This is a genomic window from Pseudomonas sp. S5D5, assembly GCF_003013355.1.
GTDB classification, from domain to species: Bacteria; Pseudomonadota; Gammaproteobacteria; order Pseudomonadales; family Pseudomonadaceae; genus Aquipseudomonas; species Aquipseudomonas aylmerensis.
Map to the genome: position 1 here is coordinate 6,449,748 of NZ_PTEO01000001.1, position 17,052 is coordinate 6,466,799.

Below are 17,052 nucleotides of genomic sequence, written 5' to 3' on the forward strand. Positions count from 1 at the left end.
CAACGGCCAGCTATCTATATGCCAGGTTGGCGAGCATTGTTCCGACTCCCCTGGGTCAAAATGATTCCCCAATGGCGATCGGACAAGTCTCTACCTAAGTCAAAAATGGACCAAACAACGCTGATCCCCGTAGCGCGCGATTATCTAGTAGCCCGCGAGACAACGCATCAGGGACAACGAAGTATTTGTAGCGAAACCCTGCGTTTTTAGGCATTAAAGTCGTTTTTAATACATTCATGTCTGTAAGAGGAAGGTCACAGGGCCATCATTGACCAAATGCACCTGCATATCGGCACCAAAACGCCCCGACGCCACCTTGCCATGCAATTGTTGCGCTTGTAACAGCAAGTGATCAAATAGCGCCGCTCCCAGGGCGGGCGGTGCCGCCGTGGAGAAGCTTGGCCGCAGCCCGCTTTTGGTGTCCGCCGCCAGCGTGAACTGCGACACCAGCAGCAAACCACCGCCGATGTCCTTCAACGACAGGTTCATCTTGCCCTCGTCGTCGCTGAACACACGGTAGTTAAGCAGCTTGTGCAGCAGCTTATCGGCACTTTCGGGCGTATCCGACGGTTCGACGGCCACCAGCACCAGCAAACCCTGGTCAATCGCCCCGACGATTTCGCCGTCTACTTCGACGCGGGCGCCACGCACCCGTTGCAACAGGCCCTTCATGCTTCTTCTGGCGGCAGATCAAGCAGGCGGCGTGCCATTTCGGCGGTCGCACGCACCAGCGCATCGGTAATACCCGGCTCGGACGCGGCATGGCCCGCCTCGCGGATCACCTGCAGTTCGCTGTTGGGCCAGGCCTGGTGCAGCTCCCAGGCGTTATCCAGCGGGCAGATCATATCGTAGCGCCCATGAATGATTACGCCAGGCAGATGGGCGATCTTGTGCATGTCGCGAATCAGCTGGTTGGGTTCCAGGAAGGAGTTATTGGTGAAGTAGTGGCACTCGATGCGCGCGATCGACAGCGCACGTTGCGGCTCGGAAAAACGCTCCACATGCTGCGGGCTCGGGCACAGGCCGAGCATGCGCCCTTCCCAGCCGGACCAGGCCTTGGCCGCGTGCATCTGGGCGATCTGGTCGTTGCCGGTCAGGCGCTTGTGGTAGGCCGTGATCATGTCATGACGCTCATCGGCCGGGATCGGCGCGATGTAGTCCTGCCAGTAGTCCGGGAACAGGCGGCTCGCGCCCTCCTGGTAGAACCAGTGGATATCCTGCGGGCGGGCCAGGAAGATGCCGCGCACGATCAGGCCATGCACACGCTCGGGGTGGGTTTGCGCGTAGGCCAGCGCCAGGGTCGACCCCCAGGAACCGCCGAACAGCACCCATTTGTCGATGCCCAGGTGTTCGCGGATGCGCTCGAGGTCGGCGACCAGGTCCCAGGTGGTGTTGTTTTCCAGGCTGGCGCGTGGCGTGGAGCGCCCGCAGCCGCGCTGGTCGAAGGTGACGATGCGGTACAGGTTCGGGTCAAAATAGCAGCGGCTCTGGGCGTCGCAACCGGCGCCGGGACCGCCATGAATGAAGACAACGGGCAAGCCCTCGGGGGAGCCACTTTCATCGACGTACAGCGTGTGGGTGTCATCGACGGCCAGATCGTGCCGGGCGTAGGGTTTGATCTGCGGGTACCAAGTCTGCATTGCGCGCTCCGTAGGGGGTCGGGTTCATCCCTGGGGGGACGTCTTTTATTTTGCCGTCTGGCACTATAAACCCGAATTGTGCAATGAGCATGTCCTTGAGCACTTAGACCTGTGTCAGCCCTTCGCTCCTGAGGTAGTCCAACAGATAGCCGTACAGCCGGTCGACTTCCGGCACCTGGCCACGCGCGCGCAAACAGCCATGGACCAGGCCTTTGCCGGGGTACAGCACGGCGGCCACGCCTGACTGTTGCAGGCGTTCGGCGTAAAGCATGCCGTCGTCACGCAGCGGGTCGAACTGGGCCACGGCGACCAGTGCCTTGGGCAAGCCGCTGAAATCCCTGGCCAGCAGCGGCATCGCATAGGCCGACGGCTTGCCCGCGCCGCGCAGGTAAAGTGCCAGGTAGCAATCGGTGTCGGCGGTGCTGAGCAGCGGCGCGTCCATGCAATCGCGGCGCGAGGGCAAATCGGCCGGGCCGCCCAGGCCGGGATAGATCAACACCTGGGCCCGGGGCAACGGCTGCCCGTCGTCGCGCAAACCCAGGCACAGCGCCGCCGCCAGGTTGCCGCCGGCACTGTCGCCGATCACCGCCAGGCGTTGGTAGTCGATGGCATACGGTGCCGCCCCCGCCTGGAGCGCCTGCCACACCGCGCGGCAATCCTCATAGGCCGCCGGAAACGGGTGTTCCGGCGCCAGGCGGTAGTCGATGGCGATCACCAGCACCTGCAACGCGCTGGCCAGCTCGAAACAGATGAAGTCATGGGAATCCAGCCCGCCAACCACCCAGCCGCCGCCGTGCATATATAGAAGACAGGGCCAGCCCTGCGCCGGCGTGGGCGTCGTCGGCACGTAGCTGCGTACACCGACGCCGCCGAGGGAGAAGTCCTTGACCGTCAACCCTTCAGGCACGGGTGGGGTGAACGCCTGGCACATGCGGTCGTAGTTTTGGCGCAGCCCAGCCAGGGAGGAATCGTCGCTGGTGAAGGACTCAGTCCTGGCGACGAAGGCTGCCATCTGCGGAGAAATCGGGTACATGCGCAAATATCCCTGACAATGGAGATCCACCTGTGGGAGCGGGCTTGCTCGCGCATGCGGTGTATCAGTCGCCTGATGAGTTGACTGGCCTATCGCATTCGCGAGCAAGCCCGCTCCCACATTTGCTGTGTATTGTTTGATCTACCGAGCCCGGCTCAGGGTTTCAGCGTGGCTTGTACGGACGCCACGCCATCGCTGCCATCAAATGCAGTCACCCCGGCCAGCCAGCGCTGCAAGTCCTCCGGATGGTCGCGCAACCACTGCTTGGCCACGTCCTGCGGCGACTGGCGCGCCATGATCGGCACCATCAACTGGCTTTCCTGGGCGGCGGTGAAGGTCAGGTTTTCCAGCAGGTGGTTGGCGTTGGGGCAGTGCTCGGCGAAATCCGGGGCGGTGACGGTGGACACCGTGGCACGGCCCTCATTGGCGCCGAACACGTCTTCGCTGCCGGTGAGGTAGGCCATTTTCATGTTGATGTTCATCGGGTGCGGCGTCCAGCCGACAAACACCACGAACTCTTTGCGATTCACCGCCCGCTGCACGGCGGCGAGCATGCCAGCTTCACCGGAAGCCACCAGCTTGAAGTCGCCCAGGCCGAAGTGGTTGGTGTCGATCATTTTCTGGATATCGGTATTGGCGCCGCTGCCGGGCTCGATGCCATAGATCTTGCCGCCGAGCTGGTCCTTGAAGCGGGCAATATCGGCGAAGGTTTTCAAGCCGGCATCGGCCACGTATTGCGGCACGGCCAAGGTAGCCTGGGCGTCGGCCAGGCTGGGGGTGTCGAAGACCTTGACCTGCTTGGCGGCCAGGAACGGCGCGATGTTGTTGTCCATCGCCGGCTTCCAGTAGCCGAGGAAGATATCCAGGCGTTTGTCGCGGATGCCGGCAAAGATGATCTGCTGCACGGCGCTGGTCTGTTTGCTGTCGTAGCCCAGGCCATTGAGCAGCACATCGGCCATGCCCGAGGTGGCGACCACGTCGGTCCAGCTGACCACGCCCATGCGCACGGTTTTGCACGAGGCGGGTTCAGCCGCCATGGCGTGCGCACTGAGCAGCGCGGCGCCGGTAAGCGTCAACAGGTAACGGGTGAACAGTCTTTTCATGAAAGAGGTCTCACTCGGCAGCTTTATTGTGGGGAGTGGCGTCTGGTGCGCCGTACCCACAACCTTACCCAGCGAGAACACTGTCCACACGAACTGGGGCGACCGGCAGTTGCACTGGGGCGACTGTGAAGACCCCTTCGCGAGCAAGCCCGCTCCTACATTCAGACCGCACGCTCATGTTGGAACTCGGTCAAGTATGGGAGCGGGCTTGCTCGCGAAAGCTGTTACAGCAGCAGCGAAAACTACCGGTAGTGCTGCTGCCCCCAGGCCAACAACCCTTCCAGCAACTGCTTCAACACCACCCGCGTCGGCTCGGCCAGGTCAGGCCGATAACGGAACGGCTCAAACTCTTCCATATAGGCGCTCTGGCACAACTCCAGCTGCACGGCGTGGATATCCTGCGCCGGGTCGCCGTAGTGCCGAGTGATATGCCCGCCTTTGAAGCGCCCGTTGAGCACGTGGGTGTACTGCGGATGCGCGGCGCAGATGGCTTCCAACCGGCTCGCCAGCTCAGGGTCGCAGGCCGCGCCGTTGAAGGTGCCGAGGTTGAAGTCCGGCAGCTTGCCGTCGAACAGGTGCGGGATCACCGAACGGATCGAGTGCGCATCGAACAGTAATGCGTAGCCAAACTCGGCCTTGAGCCGCGCCAGTTCTTCTTGCAGGGCGCGGTGATACGGGCCCCAGATCTTCTGCAGGTAGCTGGCACGCTCGGCCTCGCTTGGCTCCAGGCCTTCGCGGAACAACGGCACGCCATCGAACAGGGTCGCCGGGTACAGACCGGTAGTGGCGCCGGCGTACAAGGGTTTGTCGTCTGAAGGCCGGTTCAAGTCGATGACAAATCGCGAGTACTCGGCCGACAAGGTGCTGGCGCCCAGTTCCTCGGCAAAGTCATACAGCGTAGGGATATGCCAGTCGGTGTCCGGCAGGCTTTGCGCCTCGGGGATCAGGCCCGCTTCCACTGCAGGCGTCAGGCGCAGGCCGGCGTGGGGCATGCTGATCAGCAGCGGCACACGGCCTTGTTTGAAATTGAGAACCTTATCCACAGCAGCACTCCTCATACGGTGACGTCGACGCCATGGCGCACGACGCGTTTATCCAACTCGCCGCCCAGCCAATAGGCCAGGTCAGCGGGACGATCGATCTGCCAGGCGACGAAATCGGCGACTTTGCCCACCTCCAGCGAGCCATGGGTGGCGCCCATCCCGAGGGCGGTGGCCGCATGTTGGGTGGCGCCGGCCAGGGCTTCTTCCGGGGTCATGCGGAACAGCGTGCAGGCCATGTTCAGCATCAGGCGCACCGACAACGCCGGCGAGGTGCCAGGGTTGAGGTCGCTGGCGATGGCGATTTTCACACCGTGCTTGCGCAGCGCCTCCATCGGCGGCAACTGGGTTTCACGCAGGAAGTAGAACGCCCCTGGCAGCAACACGGCGACGGTGCCGGCGGCGGCCATGGCGATGGCGTCTTCCTCGGTCATGAATTCCAGGTGATCGGCCGACAACGCGTGGTAACGCGCCGCCAGGCTGGAGCCATGCAAGGAGGACAGTTGCTCGGCGTGCAGCTTCACCGGCAGCCCGAGTTGCTGGGCGACCTTGAACACGCGCTCCACCTGCGCCGGGGAAAACGCCAGGTATTCGCAGAACGCGTCGACCGCATCCACCAGCCCCTGCGCCGCCAGCGCCGGCAGCATCTCGCTGCAGATATGTTCGATGTAGTCGTCGGCGCGGTCCTTATACTCCGGCGGCAACGCATGAGCCGCCAGGCACGTGGCCCGCACGCTGACCGGCAGCGCTTCACCGAGGCGCCGCGCCACGCGCAGCATCTTGCGTTCGTTGACCAGGTCGAGCCCGTAGCCGGACTTGATCTCTACCGTGGTGACGCCATCGCGCAACAGACTGCGCAGGCGCTTTTCGGCGCTGGCAAACAGCTCGTCCTCGCTGGCAGCACGCGTGGCACGCACGGTGCTGGCAATCCCGCCGCCCTGGGCCGCGATCTCGGCGTAGCTCACGCCTTGGAGGCGCTGCTCGAACTCGCCGCTGCGATTGCCACCAAACACGGTATGGGTGTGGCAGTCGATCAGCCCGGGGGTGACCCACGCGCCTTGCAGGTCATGCACTTGCGCGTAATCCGCGCTCGGCACCTGGCTGCGGGGGCCGATCCACTCGATGAGCGAATCGGCGGTCACCATGGCGGCATCCTCGATGATCGAGTATTTGCCGCCGGCCATGGTTGCGACGTGGCAGTGTTGCCAAAGCGTTTTCATCAACGCCTCCCTAAGTTATCGATGAGACAAAGCCGGGTCGTAATGGACCTTGGCCGCCTGCCCCGCAGCGGGCTTGACCCACAGCAGGTAGGCAACGACCAGCAACACGATCCACACCGCCCCGACCAGCAAGGCTGCCTGGGTGTCCGGGAAATAACCCAGCACGCCAAACACGAACAGCATGAACACGATGGCCGCGGCCGGCGCGTAGGGCCAGAACGGTACCGGGAATTTCAAGTCGGCCACCTGCTCCTGGGTCATGGAGCGGCGCATGGCGACTTGGGTAAACAGGATCATCAGCCACACCCACACGGTGGCAAAGGTGGCAATCGAGGCGATCAGCAGGAACACGTTTTCGGGAATCAGGTAGTTGAGCACCACGCCGCCGAGCAACGCCGCCCCCATCACCACCACGGTCATCCATGGCACACCGTGCCTGGACAATTGCGCAAAGCCCTTGGGCGCCTGCCCTTGCTGGGCCAGGCCGTACATCATGCGCCCGGCGCCGAAGATGTCGCTGTTGATCGCCGACACCGCCGCCGAGATCACCACGATATTGAGAATAGTCGCCGCCGAACCGATGCCCAGGTTGCTGAAAATCTGCACGAACGGGCTGCCCTGGCTGCCGATCTGCGGCCACGGGTAAATCGCCATCAGCACAAACAGGGTCAGCACATAGAACAACAGGATGCGCAGCGGCACGGCATTGATTGCCTTGGGGATCACGCGCTGCGGGTCCTTGGCTTCACCGGCAGTGATACCGATGATTTCGATGCCGCCAAACGCGAACATCACCACCGCGAACGAGGCGATCAGGCCGCCGATGCCGTTGGGCATGAAACCGCCGTGGGCCCACAGGTTGCTGATCCCGCTGGCGTGCGTTTCGCCCGCCGAATGGATGCCGAACAGCATGATGCCGAAGCCGCCGAGGATCATCGCCACGATGGCGCCGACCTTGAGCAACGACAGCCAGAACTCCATCTCGCCAAACACTTTGACGTTGCACAGGTTCAGGCCGCCGATCAGAAACACGATGCCGAGCACCCAGACCCAGCGCGCAACCTCGGGAAACCAGAAGCCCATGTAGATGCCGAAGGCGGTGACGTCGGCGAGGCAGACGATGATCATTTCAAAGGCGTAGGTCCAGCCGAGGATAAAACCGGCCATGGGGCCCAGGTAGGTGCTGGCGTACTGGCCGAAGGAGCCGGCCACGGGGTTGTGCACGGCCATTTCACCGAGGGCGCGCATGACCATGAACACCGCGGCGCCGCCGATCAGGTAGGCCAGCAGCACGGCGGGGCCCGCCATCTGGATGGCAGAGGCGGAGCCGTAGAACAGCCCGGTGCCGATCGCCGACCCCAGTGCCATGAAGCGAATATGTCGGGCTGATAGCCCACGTTTCAAACCTTTTTCTTGCTGGTGCATTTCTCGTCCCTAATTATTCTTATGAAGAGAAGATCGTTCCCACGCCCTGCGTGGGAACGCATCCTATGACGCTCCGCGTCACGGCTCTAAAAGCAGACGCAGAGCGTCCAGGGCGGCATTCCCACGCAGCGCGTGGGAACGAGCAGTTACAGACTTGGCAACAGCTTGGCTGGCACCAGTTCATTCAAGCAGCGGCTGGCGAGCAGGTCGGTGGCGGCGATGATGTCCGGGGCGAAGAAGCGGTCCTTGTCATAGAACGCCACTTTGTCGCGCAGGATGCCACGCGCTTTTTCCAGCTTCGGCGAGGTTTTCAAGCCTTCACGCAGGTCCAGGCCTTGGGCGGCTGCCAGCCATTCCACGGCAAGGATGCCACGGGTGTTTTCGGCCATTTCCCACAGGCGCTTGCCGGCTGCGGGGGCCATCGACACGTGGTCTTCCTGGTTGGCGGACGTCGGCAGGCTATCCACGCTGTGCGGATGCGCCAGCGCCTTGTTCTCGCTGGCGAGTGCGGCGGCAGTCACCTGGGCGATCATGAAGCCGGAGTTGACCCCGCCGTTGCCCACCAGGAACGGCGGCAGTTGCGACATGTGCTTGTCCATCATCAGCGAGATACGGCGCTCGCTCAGCGAGCCGATTTCAGCGATGGCCAGCGCCATGTTGTCAGCGGCCATGGCCACTGGTTCAGCGTGGAAGTTACCGCCGGAAATCACATCGCCTTCAGCGGCAAATACCAAGGGGTTGTCCGACACGGCGTTGGCTTCGATCACCAGCACTTCGGCGGCCTGGCGGAACTGGGTCAGGCACGCGCCCATGACTTGTGGCTGGCAACGCAGGGAGTACGGGTCTTGCACCTTGTCGCAGTTCTGGTGCGACTGGGAGACCTGGCTGCTTTCACCCAGCAGGTCGCGATAAGCCGCTGCCGAGTCGATCTGCCCACGCTGGCCACGAGCGGCATGAATGCGCGCGTCGAACGGCGAGCGCGAACCCAGCACGGCTTCCACGGTGAGCGCACCGCACGCCAGCGCGCCGGCGAACAGGTCTTCGCCCTCGAACAGGCCACGCAGGGCATACGCGGTGGACACCTGGGTGCCGTTGAGCAGCGCCAGGCCTTCCTTGGCGGCCAGGGTCAACGGGGTCAGGCCGGCGACTTTCAGCGCGGCGGTCGCCTCCAGCCATTCACCCTTGTAGCGCGCCTTGCCTTCGCCGAGCAGCACCAGCGACATATGCGCCAATGGCGCCAGATCGCCGGAAGCACCGACCGAACCCTTGAGTGGGATATGCGGGTACACCTCGGCGTTGATCAGCGCGATCAGCGCGTCGATCACTTGCCGACGAATCCCGGAGAACCCGCGGCTCAGGCTGTTGACCTTGAGCACCATGACCAGCCGCACCAGCGCATCGCTGATCGGCTCACCAACGCCGGCGGCGTGGGACAGCACCAGCGAACGCTGGAGGTTTTCCAGGTCTTCGCTGGCGATGCGGGTCGAGGCCAGCAGGCCGAAACCGGTGTTGATGCCATAGGCGGTGCGGTTCTCGGCGAGAATCTGCTCCACGCAGGCGACACTGGCTTCGATCTGGGCCGAGGCGCTGTCATCCAGACTGAGGGTTACCGGCTGCTGGTAGATGGCCCGCAGTTGGGCGAGGCTCAGTTGGCCTGGAATCAGGTTTAGCGCAGTCACATTCATGCTCCTTTTGAATTATTTTCAGTGCAAATGGGGAATTGTCTGGTGCAGCAGGGCCGTGTCCTGAAGCAATGCAGCGGCGGCCGCAATGTCCGGTGCCAGCCAGCGGTCCTGCTCATAGGCCGGCACCACTTCACGCAGCAGGCGCCAGGCGCTGTCGGTGCCCGCGCCGAAGCGCTGCTCCTTGAGGAATTCGAAGGCCTGGGCCGCCAGCAGGTACTCGATCGCGAGGATCTGCGTAACGTTGGCCAGCACCTGGTGCAGCTTCAGCGCGGCGTTGGTGCCCATGCTCAAGTGGTCTTCCTGCAGGCCCGAGGTGACGAAGTTGTCGAGCACCGCCGGTTGCGCCAGCTGGCGGTTCTGCCCGCACAGCGAGGCGGCGACGTACTGCACGATCATCATCCCGGAGTTGACCCCGGGGTTGCTGACCAGGAATGCCGGCAGGCCGCTGACGTGCGGGTTGATCAGGCGGTCCAGGCGGCGCTCGGCCACCGAGCCGATTTCGGCCATGGCGATCGCCAGCATGTCGGCGGCCAGTGCCACGGACTGCCCGTGCGGGTTGGCCTGGGACACTACGCGGTAATTGTCCGGGGTACCGAGCACCAGCGGGTTGTCGGTGGCGCTGTTGAGTTCGGTTTCGATCTGGCGGGTCGCGTGCTCCACCTGGTCGCGCGCCGCGCCGTGGATCTGCGGGATCGAGCGGATGCTCAGCGCGTCCTGGGTGCGGATGCCTTTGCTGCTGGCAATCACTTCACTGCCGTCGAGCAGCGCACGCAGGTTGATGCCGACATGCTGCATGCCCGGGTGCCGCTTGAGCGCGATGATTTCTGCATCGAAGGCATCGATCTGGCCGCGCTGGGCTTCAAAACTCATGGCACCGATCACGTCGGCCCACTGCAGCAAGTGATGCGCATCGGCCAGGGCCAGGCAGCTCAGCCCGGTCATGCACGGTGTGCCGTTGACCAGGCACAGGCCGTCCTTGGCGCCAAGCACCACCGGCTGCAAACCTTCTTCGCTGAGGGCCTGTTGCGCCGCGACGATCCGGCCCCGGTAGCTCACAGTGCCGACACCGAGCAAGGCCACGCCGACATGGGCCATATGGGTCAGGTAACCCACCGAACCCTGGGACGGCACTTGCGGCGTGATGCCGTGGTTGAGCAGCGCCAGCAGCGAATGCACCACCTGCGGATGCAGGCCGGATTTGCCGTGGCTGTAGTTGATGACGGCCGCGCAGATAATCGCGCGGGTCTGCTCGTCGCTCAGCACCGGGCCGACGCCACAGGCGTGGCTCAGCAGGGTATTGCGCGACAGCTGGCTGAGTTGCTCGCCCTTGAGGGACACGTTGCACAGCGCGCCCAAGCCGGTGTTCACGCCATAGGCGCGCTCGCCGCTGGTGACGATGCGCTGCACGATGGCCTGGGCATTGTCGATCCGCGCCCAGGCCTGGCCCGAGAGTTCGAGGACCGCGCCATGGCGAGCGACGGCGACGACGTCCTGCCAGCGCAAGGGGGCGTCGGCGATGATGATTTTTGCAGCCTGGGACATCGTTGACCTCTTCATGTTTATCGTTCCCACGCTCTGCGTGGGAATGCCACCTGGGACGCTCTGCGTCCCGCTGTTAGAGGTGACGCAGAGCGTCACGGGATGCATTCCCACGCAGAGCGTGGGAATGATCAGCTACACCACCGCCGCCCGCCGCTGGACAAACCGGTCCACGTACTCATCCGCCGGCGAATGCAGGATCTCGCGCGGGGTGCCGACCTGGATCAGCTTGCCGTCCTTGAGGATCGCAATGCGGTTGCCGATGCGCACGGCCTCATCGAGATCGTGGGTGATGAACACGATGGTCTTGTGCAGGGTCTTTTGCAGCTCGAGCAACTGGTCCTGCATTTCGGCGCGGATCAGCGGGTCGAGGGCGCTGAAGGCTTCGTCCATCAGGATGATGTCGGTGTCGGCCGCCAGCGCACGGGCCAGGCCGACGCGCTGGCGCATGCCGCCGGAGAGCTGGTGCGGGTATTTGTTTTCGTAGCCCTTGAGGCCCACGGTTTCGATCCAGTGCAGCGCACGTTCGGCGCAGACCTGCTTGGTTTCGCCACGCACCTTGAGGCCGTAGGCGACGTTGTCCAGCACACTCTTGTGGGGCAGCAGGCCGAAGCTCTGGAACACCATGCTGATCTTGTGCCGACGGAATTGACGCAGCGCTTCCATGTCCAGTTGCAGGATGTCTTCGCCGTCGACCAGGATCGCGCCGCTGGTGGGGTCGATCAGGCGATTGAAGTGGCGCACCAACGTGGACTTGCCGGAACCCGACAGGCCCATGATCACGAAGATCTCACCGGTGCCGATGCTCAGGGACAAGTCGTTCACGCCGACCACGCAACCGGTTTCGGCCAGGACCTGGTCTTTGCTCTTGCCTTGGCCGATCAGCGACAGCGCATCCTTGGAACGGGCGCCGAAGATCTTGAAGACGTTTTTGACTTCGATTTTGCTGACAGTAGTCATTTGCTCGCCTCATGCCGTGGACGACCATAGGCCTGGGTAATGCGGTCGATGACCACTGCGAGAATCACGATCGCCAGCCCGGCTTCGAGGCCCCGGCCGACGTTGAGGGTCTGGATGCCGACGAGGACGTCCTCACCCAGCCCACGGGCGCCGATCATCGAGGCGATCACCACCATCGACAACGCCATCATGGTGGTCTGGTTGATCCCGGCCATGATGCTCGGCAGGGCCAGCGGCAGTTGCACGCCGAACAGTTGTTGCCAACGGTTGGCACCGAAGGCGTTGATCGCTTCCATGACTTCGCCGTCGACCTGGCGAATGCCCAGGTCGGTGAGGCGGATCAACGGCGGTGCGGCGTAGATCACCGTGGCGAAGATCGCCGGGACCTTGCCCAGGCCGAACAGCATCAGCACCGGGATCAGGTACACGAAGCTGGGCATGGTTTGCATGATGTCGAGCAACGGCATCAGTACCGAGCGCAGGCGATTGCTGCGCGCCGACAGGATGCCCAGCGGGATGCCGATCAGCACCGAGATCACCGTGGCGACCATCATCAGCGCCAGCGTCTGCATCAGCTTGTCCCACAGGCCGACCGCACCCACCAGGAACAGCAGGCCGACGATCACCGCCGTGGTCACCACCTTGCGGGTGGCGTGCCAGGCAACTGCGCCGACGATGGCCAGCATCAGCCACCAGGGCGCCGCACGCAGCAACCCTTCCAGGTTGACGATGGCCCATAGCAGGGTGTCGGAGATGTGCCGGAACACATCACCGTAGTTGGTGACCAGTGAATCCACCCAACCGTTGACCCAGTCGGCAATGGAAAACGTAAAACTCTCAGGAAACATATCGTGCTCTCGATCCAGTGGGTTGTGGCCAGGCGCCCAGCCACCCCTGAGGGTAGCCGGGCACACTTGACCTACAAGGCCGCGTCGATTTTCTTGGCTGCGTCGTCGCTCACCCAGGCGTGCCAGACTTCAGGATGTTCCTTGAGGAAAATTTTCGCCAGTTTTGGCGACTCAATTCGCTCCTTGGCCATGCGACCCAGGTTCTGGTTCAGCAGGTCGATCGGCAGGTTGACCTTTTCCAGCACGGCCACCAGTTCCGGCGCCTGCTCGTGGAAGGTCTTGGACAAGCCGACCTTGATGCTCACGCTTTTATCGACGCCGGGTTTTTCTTCAAGCTTGACCAGGTCGACCTGGCCCATCAGCGGCGTTGGCGACCAGTAGTAGAACAGGATCGGCTCGCCACGCTTGTAGCTCGACAGCACGGCCGCATCCAGCGCCGGGCCGGTGCCTGGACGGAAGTTGGTGTAGGTGCTTTCCAGGCCGTAGCTCTTGAGCATTTCGCTGTTGTCCAGCTCGCAGGTCCAGCCGGCCGGGCAGTTGTAGAAACGGCCCTTGGACGGCTCTTCCTGGTCCTTGAACACCGAGGCGTACTTGGCCAGGTCAGCGATGTTTTTCAGGTCCGGCGCCTTGGGTTCGAGCTTGCGCTTGGCGTCGCCTTCGATCACGTAGCGCGGCACGTACCAGCCCTCGACAGCGCCCACCACAGGGGCGCCGACGCCGACGACTTTGCCGGCCTTCTCGGCCTTGTTCCACACTTCACTGCGGCCTACCCATTCTTCGGCGAAGACCTGGATGTCGTTGCTGCTCAGGGCGTTTTCCATGGTGATGGAGTTGCCCGGCAGGCTGTCGGTTTTGCAGTCGTAGCCTTTTTCCAGCACGGTCTGCAGGATGTCGGTAAGCAACATGCCGCTTTCCCAGTTCAGGCCGGCGAATTTCACCGGTTTGCCGGACTCGCACCAACCGGCCGCCTGGGCGCCGGCAGTGGCCAGCAAGCCTGCAGAGAACAGAGTGGCCAACAGGGTTTTATGCATTTTCATTGTTGTGACGCTCCCAATCTTGAAATGGATTACGGCAGTCAGTAGGCATCCTGCCCTGTCCACGTCCCATCAGGCTTGTGCGGCCAGCCCGTTTGTCGTCGTCGGTGCAGCGCCCTGCTCTATCGGCAGGATCAGGTGTTCAGGAATCGCGCTGTGCCACTTTTTCGCAGCCCAGTAATACAGCGCAGCAGGCACCGCCAGGCCGATGATCCAGGAGATATCGGTGTCGCCAAGGCTGGCGACCAGTGGGCCGGTATAGAAATGCGTGGAGATGAACGGCATCTGGATCAGCACGCCGAACACGTAGATGCCGATGCCCATCAGGTTCCAGCGGCCATAACGACCATTGGGGTTGGACAGCGCCGGAATGTCGTAGCGTTCCTTGGTGATGCAGTAGAAATCCACCAGGTTGATCGCGCTCCACGGCGTGAAGAATGCGAGCAGGAACAGGATGAACGCGGAGAAGTCCTTGAGGAACGAGTCCTTGCCCAGCAACGCCAGCACGGCGGCAATCGATACCATCAGGAAGATGTACAGCAGGCGCACCGCACTCGAGATGTGCCGGCTGCCACGAAAGCCGCTGATGATCGTCGCGATGGACATGAAGCTGCCGTAGGCATTGAGGGTGGTCACCGTGACCTTGCCGAAGGCGATGCTGAAATACAGCAGCGCCGCGACAATCCCGGTGCCGCCCAGGCCGACGATAAATGACACCTCATGATGGGCGAATTGCGAGCCGGCCAGGGCCGCCGCGAACACACCGAACACCATCGACGCCTGCGCCCCGATCACTGAACCCAGGCCCACGGCCCAGAAGGTTTTCGATGCCGACGTGCTACGCGGCAAGTAGCGCGAGTAGTCCGCCACATACGGGCCAAAAGCGATCTGCCAGGAGGCCGACAGCGAAATTGCCAAGAGGAAACTGCTGAGGGAAAAATGTTTGTTGCCCAGCAGGGCACCCACGTCGTTGCCCGCCAGCAGCTTGTAGAACAGGTAGATGAAGGCCACCACCCCCAACACACTGGCCACGCGACCGATGCCGTGGATGACGCGGTAGCCGAAGACGGTGAACACCATGATCAACCCGGCAAACAGCACGATGCCGACCCAGTCTTCGACGTGCAGCAACTGCGCTACCGCCTGCCCCGCCAGCAATGAACCGCTGGCCGAAAAGCCGACATACATCAGGCACACCAGCACCAACGGGATCACGGCGCCATACACGCCGAACTGCACGCGGCTGGAGATCATTTGCGGCAAGCCCAGTTGCGGGCCTTGCGCAGCATGCAACGCCATGACGCCGCCGCCCAGCAGTTGCCCGATCAACAAACCGATCAACGACCAGAACACATCACCGCCGAGCACCACGGCCAGGGCCCCGGTGACGATGGCAGTGATCTGCAGGTTGGCACCCAGCCACAGGGTGAACTGACTCAATAGACGACCGTGTCTTTCCGCTTCCGGGATGTAGTCGATCGAACGCCTTTCGATCAACGGGGTGGTGCTTGCACGTACGTCATTTGCAGCCATGTGTGTTCAACCTCTGATGGATTGTTCATAAAGCCTGGGTAAAACCGCTTTTCTGTGGGAGCTGGCTTGCCTGCGATGGCATCCCCTCGGTTCTACTGATAGACCGAGTCGCCCGCATCGCAGGCAAGCCAGCTCCCACATGGGTTACTTGATCATCGGGAGGTTGAGCCCCTGCTCCTTGGCGCAGTCGATCGCGATCTGGTAGCCGGCATCCGCGTGACGCATCACACCGGTGGCCGGGTCGTTGTGCAGCACGCGCGCGATGCGCTCGGCCGCTTCGTCGGTACCGTCGCAGACGATCACCATGCCGGAGTGCTGCGAGAAGCCCATGCCCACGCCGCCGCCGTGGTGCAACGAGACCCAGGTCGCGCCGCTCGCGGTGTTGAGCAGGGCGTTGAGCAGCGGCCAGTCGGACACGGCGTCGGAACCGTCCTGCATGGCTTCGGTTTCGCGGTTGGGGCTTGCGACCGAGCCGGAGTCGAGGTGGTCGCGGCCGATCACGATAGGTGCCGACAGCTCACCGCTGCGTACCATTTCGTTGAACGCCAGGCCGAGCTTGGCGCGCTGGCCCAGGCCAACCCAGCAGATACGCGCCGGCAGACCCTGGAAGCTGATGCGCTCGCGCGCCATGTCCAGCCAGTTGTGCAGGTGCGCGTCGTCCGGGATCAGCTCTTTGACTTTGGCGTCGGTCTTGTAGATGTCTTGCGGGTCGCCGGACAGTGCTGCCCAACGGAACGGGCCGATGCCACGGCAGAACAGTGGGCGGATGTACGCCGGTACGAAACCTGGGAAGTCGAACGCGTTCTCGACGCCTTCTTCCTGGGCCATCTGGCGGATGTTGTTGCCGTAGTCGAAGGTCGGGATGCCTTGCTTCTGGAATTCCAGCATCGCCTTGACGTGCACGGCCATCGACTGTTTGGCGGCCTTGATCACGGCGGCTGGCTCAGTCTTGGCGCGGGCGCGGTATTCGTCCCAGCTCCAGCCGGCCGGCAGGTAGCCATTGAGCGGGTCGTGGGCGCTGGTCTGGTCGGTGACCATGTCCGGGCGTACGCCGCGCTTGACCAGTTCCGGCAGGATTTCCGCCGCGTTACCCAGCAGGGCGATGGAGATGGCCTTGCCTTCCTTGGTGTACTTGGCGATACGCGCCAAGGCGTCGTCGAGGTCGGTAGCTTGTTCGTCGACATAACGGCTGTTCAGGCGGAAGTCGATGCTGACCTGCTGGCACTCGATGTTCAGCGAGCATGCACCCGCCAGGGTCGCGGCCAACGGCTGGGCGCCGCCCATGCCACCGAGGCCGGCGGTGAGGACCCAGCGGCCCTTGAGGTTGGAATCGTAGTGCTGGCGGCCGGCTTCAACGAAGGTTTCGTAGGTGCCCTGCACGATGCCTTGGCTACCGATGTAGATCCAGCTGCCGGCGGTCATCTGGCCGTACATGGCCAGGCCCTTGGCATCCAGTTCGTTGAAGTGTTCCCAGCTGGCCCAGTGCGGCACCAGGTTGGAGTTGGCGATCAGCACGCGCGGAGCGTTGCTGTGGGTCTTGAACACGCCGACCGGCTTGCCGGATTGCACCAGCAGGGTTTCGTCGTCGTTCAGGTGAGTGAGGCTCTCGACGATCTGGTCGTAGCACTCCCAATTGCGCGCCGCACGGCCAATACCGCCGTACACCACCAGCTCCTTCGGGTTCTCGGCCACTTGCGGGTCGAGGTTGTTCATCAACATGCGCAGCGGCGCTTCAGTCAGCCAGCTTTTGGCGGTGAGCTTGTTACCGCGGGCCGCGCGGATTTCGACGTCACGGTATTTTGTAGGCCTGGCTTTAGAAAAATCGGTCACGGCTGGACTCCTCGGCATGATGCGCGAACATGGATGGTGCGAAGGAGAGTCTTACGCACACATCTTTACTTGTACATACAAGCATATGCAATCAAGCGGCCAACTTTTTGCGCGAGTCGTTTGGATTTTTTTCCAAAGCGTGTGCGAGCCTTGGAAAATAAG

Annotated in this window: 14 protein-coding genes; all 14 read right to left on the bottom strand. The window is 62.9% G+C overall.

From position 1 onward, the window contains the following. Positions 1–234: 234 nt before the first annotated feature. Positions 235–672 carry a D-aminoacyl-tRNA deacylase gene (dtd, locus tag C9990_RS29465; RefSeq protein ID WP_106805386.1) on the bottom strand — a complete coding sequence of 146 codons (438 nt, stop codon included), beginning with the start codon at positions 670–672 and terminating at the stop codon, positions 235–237. Further along, entirely contained in the window at positions 669–1,640 is a 972-nt protein-coding gene (gene pip, locus C9990_RS29470) for a prolyl aminopeptidase (RefSeq protein ID WP_065899862.1), read from the bottom strand. Before pip ends, dtd begins: the two co-directional genes overlap by 4 nt. Before the next feature lie 103 nt (positions 1,641–1,743). Then, positions 1,744–2,673: an alpha/beta hydrolase gene (locus C9990_RS29475; RefSeq protein WP_106805387.1), complete on the bottom strand. Its 930-nt coding sequence runs from the start codon at positions 2,671–2,673 to the stop codon at positions 1,744–1,746. Positions 2,674–2,828: 155 nt separating this feature from the next. After that, positions 2,829–3,776 carry a choline ABC transporter substrate-binding protein gene (gene choX / locus C9990_RS29480; RefSeq protein WP_065899857.1) on the bottom strand — a complete coding sequence of 316 codons (948 nt, stop codon included), beginning with the start codon at positions 3,774–3,776 and terminating at the stop codon, positions 2,829–2,831. Between the two features lie 242 nt (positions 3,777–4,018). After that, on the bottom strand, positions 4,019–4,819 hold the full coding sequence (gene hutG / locus C9990_RS29485) for an N-formylglutamate deformylase (protein ID WP_065899855.1): 801 nt from the start codon (positions 4,817–4,819) through the stop codon (positions 4,019–4,021). 11 nt (positions 4,820–4,830) lie between these two features. Beyond that, positions 4,831–6,036 carry an imidazolonepropionase gene (gene hutI, locus C9990_RS29490; RefSeq protein WP_106805388.1) on the bottom strand — a complete coding sequence of 402 codons (1,206 nt, stop codon included), beginning with the start codon at positions 6,034–6,036 and terminating at the stop codon, positions 4,831–4,833. A 15-nt stretch (positions 6,037–6,051) separates the two neighbouring features. Then, entirely contained in the window at positions 6,052–7,461 is a 1,410-nt protein-coding gene (locus C9990_RS29495) for an amino acid permease (RefSeq protein ID WP_065899851.1), read from the bottom strand. Positions 7,462–7,607: 146 nt separating this feature from the next. Then, positions 7,608–9,146 (bottom strand): histidine ammonia-lyase, encoded by a 1,539-nt coding sequence (gene hutH, locus C9990_RS29500; RefSeq protein WP_106805389.1) that lies wholly within the window; start codon positions 9,144–9,146, stop codon positions 7,608–7,610. Positions 9,147–9,164: 18 nt separating this feature from the next. Beyond that, positions 9,165–10,688 carry a histidine ammonia-lyase gene (gene hutH / locus C9990_RS29505; protein WP_106805390.1) on the bottom strand — a complete coding sequence of 508 codons (1,524 nt, stop codon included), beginning with the start codon at positions 10,686–10,688 and terminating at the stop codon, positions 9,165–9,167. A gap of 132 nt (positions 10,689–10,820) precedes the next feature. After that, positions 10,821–11,645: a glycine betaine/L-proline ABC transporter ATP-binding protein gene (locus tag C9990_RS29510; protein WP_065899844.1), complete on the bottom strand. Its 825-nt coding sequence runs from the start codon at positions 11,643–11,645 to the stop codon at positions 10,821–10,823. Beyond that, positions 11,642–12,493, bottom strand: coding sequence for a proline/glycine betaine ABC transporter permease (locus C9990_RS29515; RefSeq protein ID WP_012721776.1), 852 nt, complete (start codon positions 12,491–12,493; stop codon positions 11,642–11,644). Before C9990_RS29515 ends, C9990_RS29510 begins: the two co-directional genes overlap by 4 nt. 71 nt (positions 12,494–12,564) lie before the next feature. Next, entirely contained in the window at positions 12,565–13,530 is a 966-nt protein-coding gene (locus C9990_RS29520) for an ABC transporter substrate-binding protein (protein ID WP_065899842.1), read from the bottom strand. A gap of 69 nt (positions 13,531–13,599) precedes the next feature. Next, complete coding sequence (locus C9990_RS29525; protein ID WP_106805391.1) at positions 13,600–15,060, bottom strand: cytosine permease; 1,461 nt, start codon at positions 15,058–15,060, stop codon at positions 13,600–13,602. 144 nt (positions 15,061–15,204) lie between these two features. Further along, a complete protein-coding gene (gene hutU / locus C9990_RS29530) occupies positions 15,205–16,890 on the bottom strand; it encodes a urocanate hydratase (RefSeq protein WP_226940009.1) in 1,686 nt (561 codons plus the stop codon). Positions 16,891–17,052 lie beyond the last annotated feature (162 nt).

Bases quoted from the DNA above. Each gene is read 5' to 3' on its own strand.
- C9990_RS29520 (WP_065899842.1), bottom strand. From the start codon at position 13,530: ATGAAAATGCATAAAACCCTGTTGGCCACTCTGTTCTCTGCAGGCTTG.
- hutI (WP_106805388.1), bottom strand. From the start codon at position 6,036: ATGAAAACGCTTTGGCAACACTGCCACGTCGCAACCATGGCCGGCGGC.
- C9990_RS29515 (WP_012721776.1), bottom strand. From the start codon at position 12,493: ATGTTTCCTGAGAGTTTTACGTTTTCCATTGCCGACTGGGTCAACGGT.
- C9990_RS29475 (WP_106805387.1), bottom strand. From the start codon at position 2,673: ATGTACCCGATTTCTCCGCAGATGGCAGCCTTCGTCGCCAGGACTGAG.
- C9990_RS29495 (WP_065899851.1), bottom strand. From the start codon at position 7,461: ATGCACCAGCAAGAAAAAGGTTTGAAACGTGGGCTATCAGCCCGACAT.
- C9990_RS29525 (WP_106805391.1), bottom strand. From the start codon at position 15,060: ATGGCTGCAAATGACGTACGTGCAAGCACCACCCCGTTGATCGAAAGG.
- dtd (WP_106805386.1), bottom strand. From the start codon at position 672: ATGAAGGGCCTGTTGCAACGGGTGCGTGGCGCCCGCGTCGAAGTAGAC.
- hutH (WP_106805390.1), bottom strand. From the start codon at position 10,688: ATGTCCCAGGCTGCAAAAATCATCATCGCCGACGCCCCCTTGCGCTGG.
- choX (WP_065899857.1), bottom strand. From the start codon at position 3,776: ATGAAAAGACTGTTCACCCGTTACCTGTTGACGCTTACCGGCGCCGCG.
- pip (WP_065899862.1), bottom strand. From the start codon at position 1,640: ATGCAGACTTGGTACCCGCAGATCAAACCCTACGCCCGGCACGATCTG.
- hutH (WP_106805389.1), bottom strand. From the start codon at position 9,146: ATGAATGTGACTGCGCTAAACCTGATTCCAGGCCAACTGAGCCTCGCC.
- C9990_RS29510 (WP_065899844.1), bottom strand. From the start codon at position 11,645: ATGACTACTGTCAGCAAAATCGAAGTCAAAAACGTCTTCAAGATCTTC.